Below are 16,528 nucleotides of genomic sequence, written 5' to 3'. Positions count from 1 at the left end.
CTTAAACGGATTCTTTATTGTTAACCATTTCTTCCTGTTTTTCCGAAATATTTCGATATGAATTTTCCACCATTACAATACCATCGTCAACCACGACTCCAATAGCCAGAGCAATACCCGTTAGTGACATAATATTAGAGGATATACCGAAAGCCTCAAGCAAAATAAACCCAACGGCTACAGATATAGGAAGCTGAATAAGTATAATTAAGGCACTTCTCCAATGGAAAAGAAAAATGAGTATAACAACTGATACTGCTATCATTTCTTCAATTAGCGTTCCTTTGACTGATGCAATGGCTTTTTCTATCAGTTCACTCCTATCATACGAAGTTTTAAAAGAGACCCCTTCCGGTAACCCTTTTTCGACCTCTTTCATTTTTTCTTTTACCGCTTTTATTACTTTGTCGGCATTTTCTCCGTAACGCATTACTACAATTCCACCAACAACTTCTCCTTTTCCGTTTTCATCAAAAATTCCCAATCGTAAATCACCTCCCATTTGTATCGAACCAATATCTTTTACCCGCACAGGAACAGCATTGTAATTTTTTATGGCAATATTCTCTACATCTTTGATATTCTTGATATATCCCAAACCTCTTACGATATACGACATATTGCTCATTTCAAATTTTCGCCCTCCAACATCGTTGTTATTTGATTTTACGGCATTCATAACTTCCATCATGCTGACATTATAATATTGCATTTTGAGCGGATCTAAAACCAATTGGTATTGTTTTTCGAATCCACCAAAAGAAGCTACTTCCGCTACACCAGGAACTGTTTGCAATGCAAATTTCACATACCAGTCTTGTAAAGCTCTTTGTTCTCCCAAGTCCATACCCTTGGCGTCTAAATGATACCAAAAAATATGGCCAACTCCTGTACCATCAGGACCCAATGTTGGAACAACGTCTTGTGGAAGTAGACGTTGTGCATAATTTAGTCTTTCCAATACTCGGGTTCTTGCCCAATAGGTATCTACATTATCTTCAAAAATGATATATACAAAGCTCATCCCAAACATGGAGGCACCACGTATGTTTTTAACTTTTGGTATACCTTGAAGGTTGGAAACCAAAGGATAGGTCACTTGTGCTTCTATTACCTGCGGACTTCTTCCCATCCATTCCGTAAAAACAATAACCTGGTTTTCTGATAAATCAGGGATGGCATCAATAGGATTCTGTTGCACACTGTAAACTCCCCAACCAAATAGTCCAGCTGCAACAAGCAGCACTATAAAACGGTTTTTTAAGGAGAATGAAATCAATTTTTCGACCATACTGTTTATTATTTATTAGTCAGGAAGTTCTACAAAATTCCAGAAGATTTGCAGGACATTCTTATCTAACTAATGGTATTAATTTACGAGCTATTTTGTGACTTCTTCAGTCAATTCCATACCGCATTTTGTGCATTTGTCCCCTTTATTTCCAGTAACTTCCAGATGCATTGGACAGGCATACATTTTTGAATCGCTTTCCATAGTTTTAGAATTATGATCCACCATGGTGGAGTCATGGCTCATCATTTCTGAATTATTAGTTTCAGCTTCTTTGTTTTTTTGGTTACAAGAAGTCATTACGAATGCCATTAGAACGGCAGAAAAGATTATTTTTTTCATATTATTAGATTTAGATTATGTATTACTTTTATTATTAAAAGTACGAATAATCATGTACAATTAATTATAAATTAAAACGTTACAGTTTTAAAACTAATTAATTGTTTCAACAGTTTTACCACAACTTAACATCATTGAACCATAGTATGGATTTTTGACTGCATTCTCTTTACTTAACCAATTTGCCCCTTTTCCATCATTATACATTGGACAAAACTGATAGTAAACTGGAGTCTCATTTTTTGAAACTTTGATTAAAGCGTAGATGTCTTTTGATAAAGTCATAAAATGTTCCCGTTGATGTTTTACATCTTTAGTGTCTGCAATATGTTGCGCATCTTCTTTCAATTGGTTTACAACTTTCATCCACACCATGTGAACATCCATTTCCAGTTTGTCCATCTTTATAGTATTGATTGCTGTTAACAGTTCTTTAGAAGCAGTAGCGGTAGCATTACCATCAGACTTAACCAAAGCATCCTTTACCAAAAAGTAATTATCAATAACTGACTTAAGTTGATTTTCATTTTGATTTTCAGATACTGATGCTTCATTGTGATTACCGTGAACTGAATGGTCTTCATTGGATGCCATAGCGGTCGTTGTTTCTTTTACAGGAACTTTGGCAACCCTGTCGTATTGACAACAGCCATGAAGGTTATTGTAAACATCATCTGGGGCAAGGAATTTATCGCTATCGTACCCAGCTAATGCAATTTTCTTTAGTATTTCATCCTGAGTTGTTTTTTTAGCATCATAGGTTAATGTTGCCATTTGAGTGTCTTGATTCCAGTCTACTTTAGCTACTTTTTTTAAACTCCCTGATTTTTCGATAGTTGCCTCACACATACCACAGTTTCCATATATCTTAACGGTTTCTGTTTTTGCGTTCTTAATTTGTGCGTTGGACACAATTGCTGATAACAAAAGTGTCATTACCACTACTGTTTTTATAAATGATTTGTTCATTGAATTATGATTTAAGAAACAATGCTTTAGAAACAATGTTTCAATTTTAAAATTGATTTAATTAGATATACAGCTTGATTAAGTCAAAACAAACTATAAAGAATGTCTTAAAACAACAATCATGAAACTGCAAATGAATTTGGAATAGCAATACTGCTATAAGATTGACACACTTATGGCTGTCAAAAAAGAAATTTAGCTTATTTTAGGTATAAGCCATAAAGAATAAAAGCCAGAAGAAATATTGGCCTCGTTGTGAAAAAAGTTTTGCTTTTTATCACTTATAACATAAAGATTGTTTTTGATTTCAATGTCGTTGAAAGTAACCACACTAAAATGTACTGTGGACGTGGATGTACAATTTGAATTACCACATTTACCACCACATCCTTTTTCAGAATTATTTTTTTTATCGCAGCACGATTTTTTTTCAGATTTAGTATCTGTTTTCTTTTTATCGCAACAAGATTTTTCTGTTTCGGGATTGTCCTTACTACACGCAAAAGCCTCACCAGGCATAAAAAATATGCCCAATACAAAGATTAAAACTAGATGAAACTTTTTCATTTGCGCTGAATAACTAAAAACAAATTTATAAAAATTTAAATCAATTTGTATTAAATAATTGCAAAAAAACTCATTCTTCTTTATTTTACCTAAAATCACTATTCTGAATTATTCATCAGTACTTTCAACGTTTGTCTTTTGAATTTCTGTCAAAAGTTATAAGATTTACCATACTTCTTAAACGACTTCTAAGCCGGTTTCCATAGACATTTTCAATTTCGGTAGCCGATAAATTAGTGGTAATGTGTGTAACTGATCCATTTTCGATAAAATTTTCATAGCGATTAATCAGAATTTCAGCCATGACATTGCAATCGTTACCAAAATGCTTGATTTGCTGTTCAGCTCCCAAATCGTCAAAACAATAACCTGTCAAACGGGTTTGATTGGCCGCTTTTTGAGTATATAAATTTAAAGCTTCATAACCTCGTTTTGCAAATTCAAAGGAAACTTCCCTAGTCGATTTTATTTTGTAGTCATACTTGGATGGTACGAACGGTTTTATCAGGTGCATGATTGATGTTTTTCCACAACCAACGGGACCCGATAGTATGATTCCTTTATTTAGATCTAAACCTAACTTCAAAGCATTTTCGGTATCTTGGATTGCATATATAAGTAACTTACAAATAACCGGTTTATCCTCTTCGTATATTTTGAAGCTTTTCCCATATGCTTCTTTACCTTGTTGCTCAAGATATCTAAAACATTGTTCCAAATTGTACGTTCTAAAATTATCTTTTACAACGAACGTGCTGGTAAAACTATAGTGGTTCTGCATAATTTTTCTGAATTACTGTGTGAAGATGATTTGGTTTAGGTCCTTCGGCAAGCTCAGGATGACGATTGGTTTTTGTGTTAAATTTTTGACTGTTCAGCATCCAATTTCTCGCAGCAGCTTTCCAGTTTTTCATTTTGGACTTACCGCTTACCAGCCAGCCATTGCTTTGAAAATGGTTATAGTATTTTTGCGCTTCGATTTCTGAAACATTGCATTCGCTGAAAAACTGCACTACACTTTGCCATTGTGGTGGGATTGCGTTTTCTGTTGTTTCACCTTTTTTTTCGCGCAACTTTTTTTTGGGTCCTTCGATACTTCGACTTGGCTCAGTACAGGCATGCTCAGGATGACAATTATTATCACCTGACTGATTTTTGAACTCGTCTTTTTTTAAGTCATTTTTGCTTTTGCCAAAGTTTAAAATGTTTGTATTGTTTGTACTGTTTATATTGTTTATAGAAGATACCAGCGCTTGTTCAGTAGCTATTTCACTACTTGTTTGCTGCTTGTTTACTTCCTGTTCAATAACTTGTTTATTTTTTGAATTGGTTTTATCGCTTCGCTTTAATGGTTTTAGCTCATGGGATAAATTGACCATTTGAAGCATACTTCCTTTAAACGGATTGTATGAAGGTTCGTAAATGACATAGCCTTTATCATGTAGTTCCCGCATGCATTTATGATACGTAGCTTTTGAACATATCTTGCTGATTCGCATGACCTCATCGCGAGTGATACTTATAGGGTTCTGAAACCGGTTAAGGTTCCAGAACTGAAAGAGTGCAATGTATAGGCTGATGTGGGTTGGGTTTAGGGAATGGTCGTCTACCACCCTATCGAAATAGGCTGTGAGGTGTTTTATGTAATTCATATTTTTTGAGGTTCTGAGTTACTAAGGTTCTGAGTTGTTGAGTTTTTTTGACTTGCGCCTTTGTCATGCCTCATATGCCCTAACATTTGGCTATTAGCTAGTTAGTTGAATTCGTTTTGTTCTGTGAAAGTATCTTTTCGATATCGTCGTAGGAATAGAAAAGAGTACCGCCGATTTTAGTATAAGAGAGGCTTCCGTTTATTCTATAATTTTGGAGTGTGCCCGAGGAAATACCGAGTAGTTTTCTAACCTCGCTTGATTTTAACCATTGTTTTGAAGCGGATGTGGACTTGACATCCAATAACTTTTTAATATCCTCCAATAGTTCTTTCTTGAATTCTCTTAAATCTTCGGTTGTAATAATTGTTGCTGCCATATTGCTTTTTAAATGTTAAACGATTTTGAATGACGTCATTTCTTGTTACTTGTTTTGTTTTGTTCGAACAGGGCAAAATTGTTGTATTTTATTCTTTTCTTTTCCCAATGCTTATCGTAGTTACGAGAAAATTTAACATCAAAACGCTAAAAAATGCCTGTTTACAAGACAATTGAAATCAAACTTTTTTAATCGTATTACCTTTATCCACCAACAAAAAATCCGAATTAGTGTTTTACTACCAATTCGGATTCCATACTCCTGCTTTAAAAAATGTAATTAATTCAAAACCAACAATAAAAAGATTAAAAACTTCGTAGTTACGATTCCCTACGAAACCTTAAACGCTCTCTTCTTTGCTGATTTTATGTTGCAAATTGAGCATTAATTCTTCAAGGAATTTGGTTTTACTACTTTTTCTTTCTTTTATCTCATTATAGGTTTTGTAAACATTGTCCAGCTTTACATTAAAGAAATCTTCGAAAGACGAAGTAATAGTATTGATATCAGCAGCACCATGATTTAATGCGCCACTGGAATAGAGTGCGTAAATGAGCTCAATTAAAGCCGTTTTCGGTGCTGTCCAAACCAAGACTTTATGTCTTTTCTCTTCAAAAATTTCTGAGTCATTAACTTTTAAATTCTTTAGTGCTTCCCTTATGTAGTGGATGAACCGATACATAGCTTTTACCTTAGACCAAAGCATATCCTGAGCGGTAGAAAATTCAGGAAATTGGTAGTAATCGGTCATTGGGGTAAAAGGGAAATTATCTCTTTGATTCCTAGTGAAAAACTGATGATCCAGGTAACTGTACCCCTGCTCCATATAATGCACAAAATCGGCATTTTTACAGAAAAACTTATTGACTTTTTTTAACTCCTTTTGAAGAAACTCAATCTTATAAGAAGTACCGGCTTTCGGCATGCGCAGCTCACACGACCTGACTTCCGTGAAATAAATGAGATAACTCATTGGAATGGGTTTATGATTTTTGAAGAACTCGATTTCGTCTGGTACGTTTTCAAAATCATGTTGTTCTACTTTATCTTTTAAAACCGAAAGTGTTCTGTTACATAACTGAATACCTTCGTTTGCTTTCTTTAAATGGTTTTCGTTTGTTTCTAAAATGGCATTGCACTTTTGGTTGAAATCTGTAATTTGTGCTGTAATAGTTTTCATTTGTTGTGTTTGGCTAATAGTGAGCATTGTTGGTTTGTTACTTTATTTCGTTTTGTAAACTGTTTAATGCCTCGAATGCATAATTATCTTTGGCTTGTATGTAGGCAATTTTAGGTGTTATTTCTGCTCCCAGTTTTCGTTTTTCGAATGTGGCCGAAAAGCCTAAATCTATTTTTGAACACCCTAAAGTATTGGCTCTCTTAATAATCTGGAACAATAACTGACGGTACAAATTCAATTCCTGTACATAGCTGTAATTCATACCTATTAGGGTTGGAACATAAGTCCTTTTAAAATTTTTATACCCGAATACCACACCAACCATTTCAGGTTCTGTGGATTCCTTTCCTTTTAAGTACAGCACTATAAATTCCCATGAAGCATAGTCGCTCATTTTCCTGAAAACACTCAATGGATAACTGAAGGTGTTAATTGCAAAATTATTGTCTTTTACATTCGTATATAACTCGTATGCTTTTTCTAATTCTATCTCTGACAAGCTATTTTTAAACTCAACATTAAAACAAGATTCAAAAGGAAGTATTTCTTTATTAAAATGTTTTCTGGAACGAGGTGACAACTTCTTTGTAAAATCTTCAATCGTTGACCAAGTGTTGTTTGTTACTGTGCAAGCTTCCGGCATATCTACTTTTACAAAACCTTGATTGTGTAGTACATCATTCCAATTATTATCCGTTTCAAAATCTCTAAATACCAGCATATCCGCATTTACATCATGGTATAATTCCTCAACTTTTGTAAGCAATAATTTGATTGCTTCACTTTTTAAATGATGCTGACTATTAAAGTAATAATGCTTTCCTTCCGTAAAAAGTGATCCCATGCTCAGTACTTTTGAAGTATGGTACAACGGATTTGATTTTCGTTTTTCCTCCAACTGTTTTGAAACGGATTCCGGTAGCAGCATATCATCTTTCCATAATGTACAAGTGAAAAAAGTAATCATAATTGGAATATTGTCATTGTCTTTTATGATCCAATAGTAGAAATCCCAATTATCCTGTGGATTTGGATTATTCTTGAATACTTCTTCTAAATAACACATTCCCTCCCAATCAAAAACACTTTGACCACCCAGTGAAGTATTCCAAAAATCTTTATCTATCTTGTGAATTGATGTTTCAAACTGGAATTTCAACAACCCAGAATCGACACTCACTTTTTTGACTTTATTAAATATTCTTTCAAGTCGAAAACTTCTTTGAATTTTTTCCAGACTATTATCGGTTTCTTCTAAAGCTTTTGGAAAATGAAATTGCAAAGCATCTGCCAGTGCTTTAATATCTACCTTTTGATTGTGCCTTGATATCGTTATGCGAATACCTGTATTCTTAACCGGAACAGCAGGATACAATCCCGGATTCACAAAAAAGCCTTCTTTGAAAAGCTTTTGAGTAAGATTATAAGCTGTGGCCGGCATGCCCGTTCCTATAAAGAAAACAGGGGAATCATTCTTCACGATTAGCGGCACATTTGATTCTTCTAATAATGAATTGAAGTATGTTATTCTTTCTGTTAATTCATCTTGCAATACTGTGATTTCGGGTGATAAATGAATATCGGCAGAGCTAGAAGCTGCGGCTAGTGAAGCCGGTTCCAATTGTGCAGAAAATGTTAGTGGTCCTCCAAAGTTTTTGATTTTCTCTCTTAGCTTCCTATCTGAACAAATAAGCATTGCGCCGCTTGCTCCAAACGTTTTACTTAAAGTGGAGACAATTAAAACATTGTTTGGTAATTGATTAAATGAGTCAAAAACATAACCTGTCCCATTTATACCTTTCCAGCTCATACCATGGACATCATCAAAATATAAATGAAGTTGAGGATACTTTTGTGTCAGTTTTATCAATTCGGAGATTGGTGCAAAATCGCCAAACATTGAATATACGCCATCGGCCATGTACCATATCTTTCCGTTTCTGTTACTGAGTTCTTTTATTTTGTCTTCCAACATATTGAGGTTGTTATGACGAACCATTTCTACTGGAATTCCTCTTAGTTTGAGCTGCTGACAGGCGTTTTGCACACTCCAATGTACCTGATGATCTAAGATAACAGCATCTTCGTCGCGAACTACTGTTGGAATAACTGCCAAATGCCCTAGTGTACTGTTTTTAGTAATCACTGGAGTTATACCATACATCTTTTCAATTTTAGCTTCCAATTCGGCATACAATGGATTTGAAATGTATGTTTTGGAAAGCGGGAACTGGGTACCGAATTTTCGAATAGCGTTTATTGCCGCCTGCTTAATTCTTTCATCCTGCTCTAAACCGAGGTAACCGGTAGTTCCGAAATGATACATTTGCTTTCCTTGTATTTGCAATGTTCTACCGTTAAAAAAGGAATCTTCGGCATACAAATGAAGTACTCCTTCATTTTTTGCTCCCGAAATGACACTATTTACGGTGTCGATAAAGTTGTTGTGTTTAATTTTAGCCATTTCTGTTTTGATTAGTAGTGGGTTACGTTTGAGTTAATAAGGCGCCAAAATTGTAGATAAATTTTGGTGTGTTTTACAGTGAATTGTGCTTACTCCTATTTTGACAACTCATATTCCCGAATTGACAAACACTAATTGATTTTAGGGACAATTAGTTTGTTTTGTAGGTTTTTTAATTCAGTATTATTTTTATTTTTGCAGCATTGTATCATTTTATTTAATACATCATGAATGCAGCTCATGATTGTTACGAAAATGCGCATGCACGATTTTGCATAGCGCACGGCATTCTCTATTTTGAATATAAGCCGGAGACCGTTATTTCCTTAACTGTCGCCCGAAAAGTCGTGTCTGACCGAATCCAATTTCAAAACGAAACAACTTATCCTGTTTTATGTGATATCAGAGGTGTAAAAGATTCGGATAAAGCCGGCAGGGATTACCTGGCTCAATTTGGTTCGGTCCTTACTAAAGCTGTTGCCATTCTTGGTAATCCACAAGTTTCTGAAACTATGGGAGATTTTTATCTAAGGATAAACAAACCCACTATTCCCACTTCATTTTTTACTGATGAAGAACAAGCATTAGCGTTCCTGAAATCTTATTTATAATTAAATTTTAAGCGTATATGCACAGGGAAATCAATCAGAAAAGAATGCACAGTATCCGGCAAATGTTACTTGAAATGGCCAGTGGTAATTTTAGTCAGCGGATAATGCGAACTGAGGAAGATGATGAGCTGGAATCCTTAGCGGTACTTATCAATATGGTAGCCGAGGAAATGCAAGAAACGCTGTTTCCCAAAGGCTATATCAATACACATCATTTGCAACAAAGCCCTACTACTTTGAGTTTCATTGTTAATGAAGACTTTATCATTCACAGTACAATACCAGAAACTTATCTCGTTTTAAATTACGATACAACTTCACTTGAAGGACTGAAATTTGTAAAAATTTTAACGGACAGCTCTTCTCATAATTTTGACAGATTATTGCCAACCATCTTAGTCAATGAAAAGGTTTCTACTCTTTCCTTGAGCTATCTTACTTCCGACCAAAAGGAAGTCGTATCATTGTTTAGTAGCATATCAAAAATATCCAATGAAAACCGTTTTATTATTCATTCCATTCTTGCTGATTCAACGGAGGGTGATAATAACTCTGAGGATGTAAATTCCGCTTTCAGACAACCTAAAACGAGACGGGACGATGCACGATTAATGCAACAGGTATATGATTATATTTTATCGAATTTAGAAAACCCGCTTCCCTCCCTAAAAGAGCTTTCCAAAATTTTTGGAACCAATGAACATAAGCTAAAAGAAGCCTTTAAGTACTTCTTTAATACAAGTATCTATCAGTTTTATAATGACGAACGACTAAAAAGAGTTCACTTACTTATTGAGCAAACCAACATGCCACTAAAGAGCATTGCTTATATGAATGGTTTTAATACCTATCCTAATTTCTCGAAGGCTTTTAAGAAAAAGTACGGTTACTCACCCAACGATTTAAAGAGAGACAACGACAACCTGTAATTTCTCCCTTTTGGATAAGTTGTTGTCCCGAATTGAAAAGTCTTTATTAATTGTATTTCAGAATTTTACATCATTAAACTAAACCAGTTAATGCTATGAAACTGAATGACCCATTAAAGAAGATTTTTGTTGAGATTGTCTGTTTGCTATACATTCTTTTGTTTGTATATGCTGCTGTGAGTAAACTTCTTGATTTTGAAAACTTTCAAGTTCAGATAGGGCAATCACCATTACTTAGTGCCTTTGCAGGCTGGGTGGCTTGGGGTGTTCCTGTCCTTGAATTAATAATTGTGTCTCTTTTGGTTGTTCCAAAATCCAGATTATTAGGTCTTATTGCCTCCTTTACCTTGATGGTTATGTTCACGGTTTATATCGTAATCATTTTGAATTTCAGCTCGTTTGTACCCTGTTCCTGCGGTGGGATACTTGAAAAGATGGGTTGGACGGAACATTTAGTTTTTAACCTTGCTTTTGTTGTACTGGCAGCTACAGCTGTTTTGATTATTACAAAGCAAAATCCTAAAACCGAATTATTATGAAATGGAGAAAAATATACACAGTCTTATTACTCTGCCTGTTTTTAGCAACGGGAATTGTAACCTTGCTTTTTGTATTATCTGAAGGTATTATGCATCACCACAATACATTTGTGCGCCGTTTTCCAAAAATGTTGGCAACACCCTCATATCAAACCGATATAAAATATAACTCTTACTATTTTGCAGGCGTTGGTGATGGTAAAATTTATTTAGGAAATTCCACTGCACCGCTACAGATAATGGTTCTTGATACACTTTTAAAAACGAGAGAATATCATACCATTACTCTTAATGATACTACCCTGCCCTTTCGTTCGGTACAGGTTAAAGTAACTCCCCCTTACTTTTATGTTCTGGATGGTACAGTTCCTTGTATTTACAAAGGAAAAACGAAAAACTGGAAGGCATTCCTTAAGTATAAAGGAACAACTAATTTCTCTCAAGCTGAAATTATGGATTCTACCAATATCGTATTTAGAGGACAGAGCAGTGTTGGTGAAAACATAATTGGAAAATTCGACCTTACTGATACCAAAAGTATTGTTTACGGAACTGACTTACTACAAAAACAAATTGACGGTGTTTTTGATACCGATGGTGTTTTGAACTATGATTCAAAAATGAAACAAATCGTTTATCTATACCGTTACCGAAACCAATTTATTGTAGCCGATTCTAATCTTAAACTCAAGCATAGAGGAAAAACGATAGATACCATTAGCAAAGCACAGTTAAAAATAGCGTACATCAAGAACCGACGAGAGAGAACTTTTGCCGCACCACCCCTTGTGGTGAATAAAACAAGTAACACATCCAGCGGTTTACTTTTTGTAAATTCAGCTTTGTTGGGAAAATATGAATCACTAGAAATATGGAAACATGCCAGCATTATCGATGTTTACAACACCTCAAATAACACTTACCTATCAAGCTTTTATGTATATGACAGTAACGGTAAAAAAATGAAAAGCTTTGTGGTCTATGGTAATCGATTGTTTGCCCTGATTGATACCGAACTTGTTTCTTATGAACTGAATAAATATCTATTATATGGTTTTAAACCAATTAAAAAATAAAACAACTGTTTAAAATATACCGGCCAGTATCAGGGGTAAGATTGAAAACCTGTAGAAAAGAGTAAATCATCACTTTTAATTTTTATTATCATGAAAAGCAATTTTTTAAAAATGATTTTGCCGATGGCCACCATTGCGGTTGCTGTAACAGGCGCATTTAGTACTAATGCCATGAATACCAAATCTAAAACAGTGGCTTTAGTACAAGGGTACCATTTCATTTCACAAAGTAATCCTTGTCAGGCTGCTGATATGTGTGAAACAAGTGGAACTTCTTTTTGCCGCGTTGGCGGTGGTGTTGCCACACCACGTCTTTGGGCCAAGGATACCAATGGTAATTGTGTAATCCCGCTGTACAAACCATAATTTTTAAAAAAATATGGTTGTAAAAAATGCAATGCAGTCTTTACTATGACTGCATTGTTTTTTACTTTATACCCTACGGATTTAGTCGTAATAATTCGGAATCATCCAAGAAGAGGATTCTTTTCCTTTTAAATAATAATCGAACCAAGACTCTGTCTTATTGGTTAAGTCTTCTGTATTAGTGCTTTCACTCAGCGCGTGTTCTTCACCGGGATAAACTAACATGATGCTTTTCTTTTTTAACCGGCGAAGTGCCAAATAAAACTCATAACTCTGTTTTGCGTTAATTTGTAAATCCATTTCACCAGTCCAAGTTAAAAGTGGTGTATTAACATTTGCAGCTTGAAGTACCGGTGAATTTCGTAAATATCCTTCAGTGTCTTCGAATAAGGATTTTCCCATACGGAACTGATGGTATTCAAATCTCCAAAAATCCGGTTTTGAGTAGTTCCACGATACTCCGAGATAAGCGCTAACAAAATCGGATAACCCTGCTCCTGACACCGCAGTAGCGAACATATCAGTTTGGGTTATGATGAAATTGGTTTCATACCCACCAAATGAATGGCCTATCAATCCTATTTTATGAGAATCAACAATCCCCATATCAATTACTGCTTTTGTTGCAGACGTAACACAATCGGTAGCCGAAGCCCCTGTATTGCCTAATTCATAAACAATATCCGGATAAAGCACAAAATATCCCTTGGTGGTGAAATTTGTATGGTTCCAGCCTTCATTATTATGTAACGACGGATTTACATATTTATGCAATTCCCTTGACTGTTTCTGGTATATGTGTACCACCATTGGATATTTTTTGTCCGGACTGTAATTAGCCGGATAAAAAAGCACTCCTGTTAACGGAACACTTGAAGCATTTGTATATTTTATTTGAATTGATTTACCCCAAAAATAGTTTTGTTGTTGTGGGTTACTGTTGACTACAGCCTCTTGTTTTGAACCCTTTATACTGCTTAGTACCAAACGTGGTGAAACATCAAAATTCTCTTCAACATACATTATATCTTGCTTGTTCGCTGCCCATTGAAGCTGGCTGATTTTCATTTCTTTGTACACTATTGGTTTTTCTCCCTGTGAGCGTTGCCAATAATAATATCCTGAAGCTACATGATCTTTTCCTGTGGCTTCCAAAAGCAGTATTCCCTTGCTATCAAATAACCCAGTTGAATTTCCCTGGTATTTCACATCTGGTTTTTGAATTGCTGATTGCATTGAAATTCTGAATGTAATTTCTTTTTCTTTTCCTCTGGTTAAACGGGTACAAAAACTTCCGTCTACTGACACCTCCCATATATCGTATTTATCATATAGTAAAAGTGATTTTTCATCGGTAGTGAAACCGGGATTACCATAAGGTATCCAATCTGTACTCATTTCAAAATCGGGTCTTGATAATTCTGCTATCCTGTTTTGAGTGATATTGGTATGCTTATCCTTTTTAATGTCGTATATAAACCAGTCAGACTCTTTAAAATAAGTGATGTACTTCCCTTTTGGTGACATTAACACCATTTGATTAGCACCTGAGTATTTTTTCAACAACAACTTTTTTGTTCCTGTTTGCAAATCCACTCCATAAAAATCGCGGTCGGCCTCTCTTTTTTCCTGTGGTTCATAGGTTTCCTGATTTGAGACAATAGCATAGGTTTGATTTCCATTGAGCGCCACCTGCGGTAAAGCGTTATCTGCTATCTGAAAAAACCGATTGCTTTTTGGATACCAAACCGATAATTTTTCTACTTTATCCCATCCGCTTATTTGTTTTTTTAAAGGATATATTGACTTGTCTTGGGTATTCCAAACCTGCACGGCTGTTTTGGGATTCTTTTTTGCAAGCTGTACTTTTTTTAAACCAAAAAATATACGCTCTCCATCGTCGGATAGTGATAATGGATTATAATCGCTGTCTGAAATAGTACACTCTTCCGGAAAATCCTTCTGTGCTTTAGGATCAAATACAAATGTTCTTTTGTCCTTACTTCTGAAGGTGAACAGCTTTCCTTTGGTGTTCTGTTCCTGTAACCCCTCCAAAGGATGGTGCAAAAAACAAAAGGCTTCACCGTTACTTTGCCATGCAAAATTGTGAAAGCCAGCACCAGTTTCTACAACTACGGTGTGAGTTTGTATCTTTTTATCTATTTGTAGTACCTCAACCGTATGCTGTTTGCCGCTATCCGTAACATAAGCTATTGCTGAATTTTGCGGATTTGGATACCATGCTTTGACGTTCTCAATACTTTTGAGTTTCTGTCCTTTCCAATCCTGCACCACTAAACTAAGCTTGTTGTTTACTCCGGTTTTAAGTACTACCAAATAATTACCGTTAGCTGCAATTTTATAATCTGTTACCTCTGAAATGGTTTGCTTTTCTGCTGTTTTAAGATTTAAAATGTTTAGTGTATTATTAGCCTGCTGACAGACAAACCAACTGTCATTACTAAAATTGCCGTTTTTCCCTTTAGGAAATGACACGGTTTTTCCGTTACGGTTTTTTACAAATAAGGTATCTTCTCCCGACTCGTAGCGTAGCGCGTAGCTTACCTGATTGCCGGTAGATGAAATTTTATCGGGCTGTAACTCACTCCACAAGTGATACTCCTGAGACGTAAGGTGTTTCTTTTGTTTTACCTGCCCCATTACAGGGCAGGCAACTACTAACAAAAACAAAAAAAATGAAAAGGGACATTGTATTGTTCTCATGATTAATAACCGGGATTTTGAGGATTGAGATTCGGATTCATGAGTAATTCGGATTCCGGCAACGGTAACAATCTATCGGTAGTGTTCCACCCTGTTTTGACTCCTGACAACGCTGCATCGAGATTGTTAGTTCTTTTTAAATCAAAAAACCTGTGTCCTAGTTCGGTAAAAAACTCTACTCTTCTTTCCTGAATAATGGCTGTTATAATATCCTGTTGGGTGAGAGCAGCCGTATCAGGCAAACCAGCTGTATTCCTGATTTTATTTAAATCTGTCTTTGCTCCTGAAAGGTCACCTAATTGTGCTAAGGCTTCGGCACGTATTAGATACTGCTCAGCCAAACGAAATATAATGGAGTATTCCTGTGATGTTCCGGTGTTTGTGAACTGTTTGTATTTATAAGCATGGTACCACGTATTTACACCATCGGTAACTGCCTTCGTCCAATGGTTTTTACGCTCGTCCCCCACTTCGAAAGCCGCTATAAAATTATCGTTTAGTGCCACAACCGGAGGAGGGCCTTGGTTGAAAATAAATGTACTACCCTCTTCGGTATTTCTGCCAGCTGATTGGGGTATGAGTTGCCAGATGGTTGTGGTGCTTTCTTTTAGGAAAATGTTATCCAAATTGGTATCCCAAACATATAAACCTGTGTTGTTTATTATATCTGAAGCTTCGTTTACTGCTGCGTTCCAATCACTTGTATAAAGATAAACTCTGGCCAATAGTGCTTTTACGGTTGCTTTGTTTGGTCTTACCCTTTCCGGCGTAATATAATCGTCAGACAACATTGAGGACGACAGCAACAAATCTGTTTTAATATTGGCATAAACCTGTGTTGAAGACATACGAGATACAATACTGTTTACCCTATAATCTGTAGTAGTGATATAAGGAATATCCCCAAAAAGATTGAGCAGATAGAAATGTACTAATGCTCTTGTAAAATAAGCTTCTCCCAATAGTTGATTTTTCTCTGCTACTGATAAGCCAGTGGAATTGGTAGCACCTTCTATAACCGCATTCGTCGCATAGATTTGGCTGTAACTGTTATTCCACAACGTTGCAATATCGGCATTGGAAGGGATTAAAGTATTGTTATAAAAATTAATAGTTCCCATAAAACTGCTACCGTAAAAAGTGAGTTCATCGGTGTAATTTCCCATTTGATTGGAAACTCCGGTAACGGTTCCTGCCAGTACTCCGTTATTTCTTATTTGAGCGTAAATATCTACCATGGCAGCAGTTGCCGTGGTATAGTTCTCGAATACTGTGGGTGATGTTAATTGTGATGTTGGTAAATCTACCTCAACAAAATTATCGCAGGCTACCAATAGTCCCAATAAAGTGATAGACACTAAACGTTTGCCTTGCTTTATCAGATTGTATCTGAAAGAAGTTTTATTGCAACTTATATTATGATGGTTCATGATTTATAGTTT

The 16,528-nt window shown here is 35.6% G+C and carries 16 protein-coding genes; 5 read left to right on the top strand and 11 right to left on the bottom strand.

The annotated features are described in order from the left end of the window. Nucleotide 1: 1 nt before the first annotated feature. From LZF87_RS14725 to LZF87_RS08900, 9 genes are all read right to left on the bottom strand, one after another. On the bottom strand, nucleotides 2-1,291 hold the full coding sequence (locus LZF87_RS14725) for an efflux RND transporter permease subunit (RefSeq protein WP_262917882.1): 1,290 nt from the start codon (nucleotides 1,289-1,291) through the stop codon (nucleotides 2-4). A gap of 90 nt (nucleotides 1,292-1,381) precedes the next feature. Further along, a complete protein-coding gene (locus LZF87_RS08935; protein WP_244338607.1) occupies nucleotides 1,382-1,633 on the bottom strand; it encodes a heavy metal-binding domain-containing protein in 252 nt (83 codons plus the stop codon). Nucleotides 1,634-1,726: 93 nt separating this feature from the next. Then, on the bottom strand, nucleotides 1,727-2,602 hold the full coding sequence (locus LZF87_RS08930) for a DUF3347 domain-containing protein (protein ID WP_244338606.1): 876 nt from the start codon (nucleotides 2,600-2,602) through the stop codon (nucleotides 1,727-1,729). A 195-nt stretch (nucleotides 2,603-2,797) separates the two neighbouring features. Next, a complete protein-coding gene (locus LZF87_RS08925; RefSeq protein ID WP_244338605.1) occupies nucleotides 2,798-3,268 on the bottom strand; it encodes a hypothetical protein in 471 nt (156 codons plus the stop codon). A 25-nt stretch (nucleotides 3,269-3,293) separates the two neighbouring features. Next, entirely contained in the window at nucleotides 3,294-3,950 is a 657-nt protein-coding gene (locus LZF87_RS08920; protein ID WP_244338604.1) for an ATPase, read from the bottom strand. Then, nucleotides 3,934-4,821: a transcriptional regulator gene (locus tag LZF87_RS08915; protein ID WP_244338603.1), complete on the bottom strand. Its 888-nt coding sequence runs from the start codon at nucleotides 4,819-4,821 to the stop codon at nucleotides 3,934-3,936. Before LZF87_RS08915 ends, LZF87_RS08920 begins: the two co-directional genes overlap by 17 nt. Before the next feature lie 97 nt (nucleotides 4,822-4,918). Then, complete coding sequence (locus tag LZF87_RS08910) at nucleotides 4,919-5,197, bottom strand: helix-turn-helix domain-containing protein (RefSeq protein ID WP_244338602.1); 279 nt, start codon at nucleotides 5,195-5,197, stop codon at nucleotides 4,919-4,921. Between the two features lie 340 nt (nucleotides 5,198-5,537). Further along, nucleotides 5,538-6,377, bottom strand: coding sequence for an RteC domain-containing protein (locus tag LZF87_RS08905; RefSeq protein ID WP_244338601.1), 840 nt, complete (start codon nucleotides 6,375-6,377; stop codon nucleotides 5,538-5,540). A 37-nt stretch (nucleotides 6,378-6,414) separates the two neighbouring features. Next, nucleotides 6,415-8,841, bottom strand: a complete 2,427-nt coding sequence (locus LZF87_RS08900; protein WP_244338600.1) for an aminotransferase class I/II-fold pyridoxal phosphate-dependent enzyme — start codon at nucleotides 8,839-8,841, stop codon at nucleotides 6,415-6,417. 227 nt (nucleotides 8,842-9,068) lie between these two features. On the opposite strand from LZF87_RS08900, the gene LZF87_RS08895 reads away from it, so the two are divergent. The 5 genes from LZF87_RS08895 (at nucleotide 9,069) to LZF87_RS08875 (ending at nucleotide 12,362) form a co-directional block, all read left to right on the top strand. Beyond that, entirely contained in the window at nucleotides 9,069-9,452 is a 384-nt protein-coding gene (locus LZF87_RS08895) for a hypothetical protein (RefSeq protein WP_244338599.1), read from the top strand. Nucleotides 9,453-9,469: 17 nt separating this feature from the next. After that, entirely contained in the window at nucleotides 9,470-10,381 is a 912-nt protein-coding gene (locus LZF87_RS08890; RefSeq protein WP_244338598.1) for a helix-turn-helix domain-containing protein, read from the top strand. Nucleotides 10,382-10,476: 95 nt separating this feature from the next. After that, complete coding sequence (locus LZF87_RS08885) at nucleotides 10,477-10,920, top strand: MauE/DoxX family redox-associated membrane protein (protein WP_051364352.1); 444 nt, start codon at nucleotides 10,477-10,479, stop codon at nucleotides 10,918-10,920. Continuing rightward, nucleotides 10,917-11,996: a hypothetical protein gene (locus LZF87_RS08880; protein WP_023579492.1), complete on the top strand. Its 1,080-nt coding sequence runs from the start codon at nucleotides 10,917-10,919 to the stop codon at nucleotides 11,994-11,996. Before LZF87_RS08885 ends, LZF87_RS08880 begins: the two co-directional genes overlap by 4 nt. Nucleotides 11,997-12,086: 90 nt before the next feature. Beyond that, complete coding sequence (locus LZF87_RS08875; protein ID WP_035677982.1) at nucleotides 12,087-12,362, top strand: DUF6520 family protein; 276 nt, start codon at nucleotides 12,087-12,089, stop codon at nucleotides 12,360-12,362. Nucleotides 12,363-12,443: 81 nt separating this feature from the next. On the opposite strand, the gene LZF87_RS08870 is transcribed toward LZF87_RS08875, so the two are convergent. Both LZF87_RS08870 and LZF87_RS08865 read right to left on the bottom strand, forming a co-directional pair. Then, nucleotides 12,444-15,086 carry an alpha/beta hydrolase family protein gene (locus LZF87_RS08870; protein ID WP_244338597.1) on the bottom strand — a complete coding sequence of 881 codons (2,643 nt, stop codon included), beginning with the start codon at nucleotides 15,084-15,086 and terminating at the stop codon, nucleotides 12,444-12,446. Between the two features lie 2 nt (nucleotides 15,087-15,088). Further along, nucleotides 15,089-16,516 (bottom strand): RagB/SusD family nutrient uptake outer membrane protein, encoded by a 1,428-nt coding sequence (locus LZF87_RS08865; RefSeq protein ID WP_244338596.1) that lies wholly within the window; start codon nucleotides 16,514-16,516, stop codon nucleotides 15,089-15,091. Between the last annotated feature and the right edge of the window lie 12 nt (nucleotides 16,517-16,528).

This window comes from Flavobacterium enshiense (genome assembly GCF_022836875.1).
GTDB classification, from domain to species: domain Bacteria; phylum Bacteroidota; class Bacteroidia; order Flavobacteriales; family Flavobacteriaceae; genus Flavobacterium; species Flavobacterium enshiense_A.
Note: the sequence above shows the minus strand (reverse complement) of the source record. Positions and strands in the feature narration are given on the sequence as shown.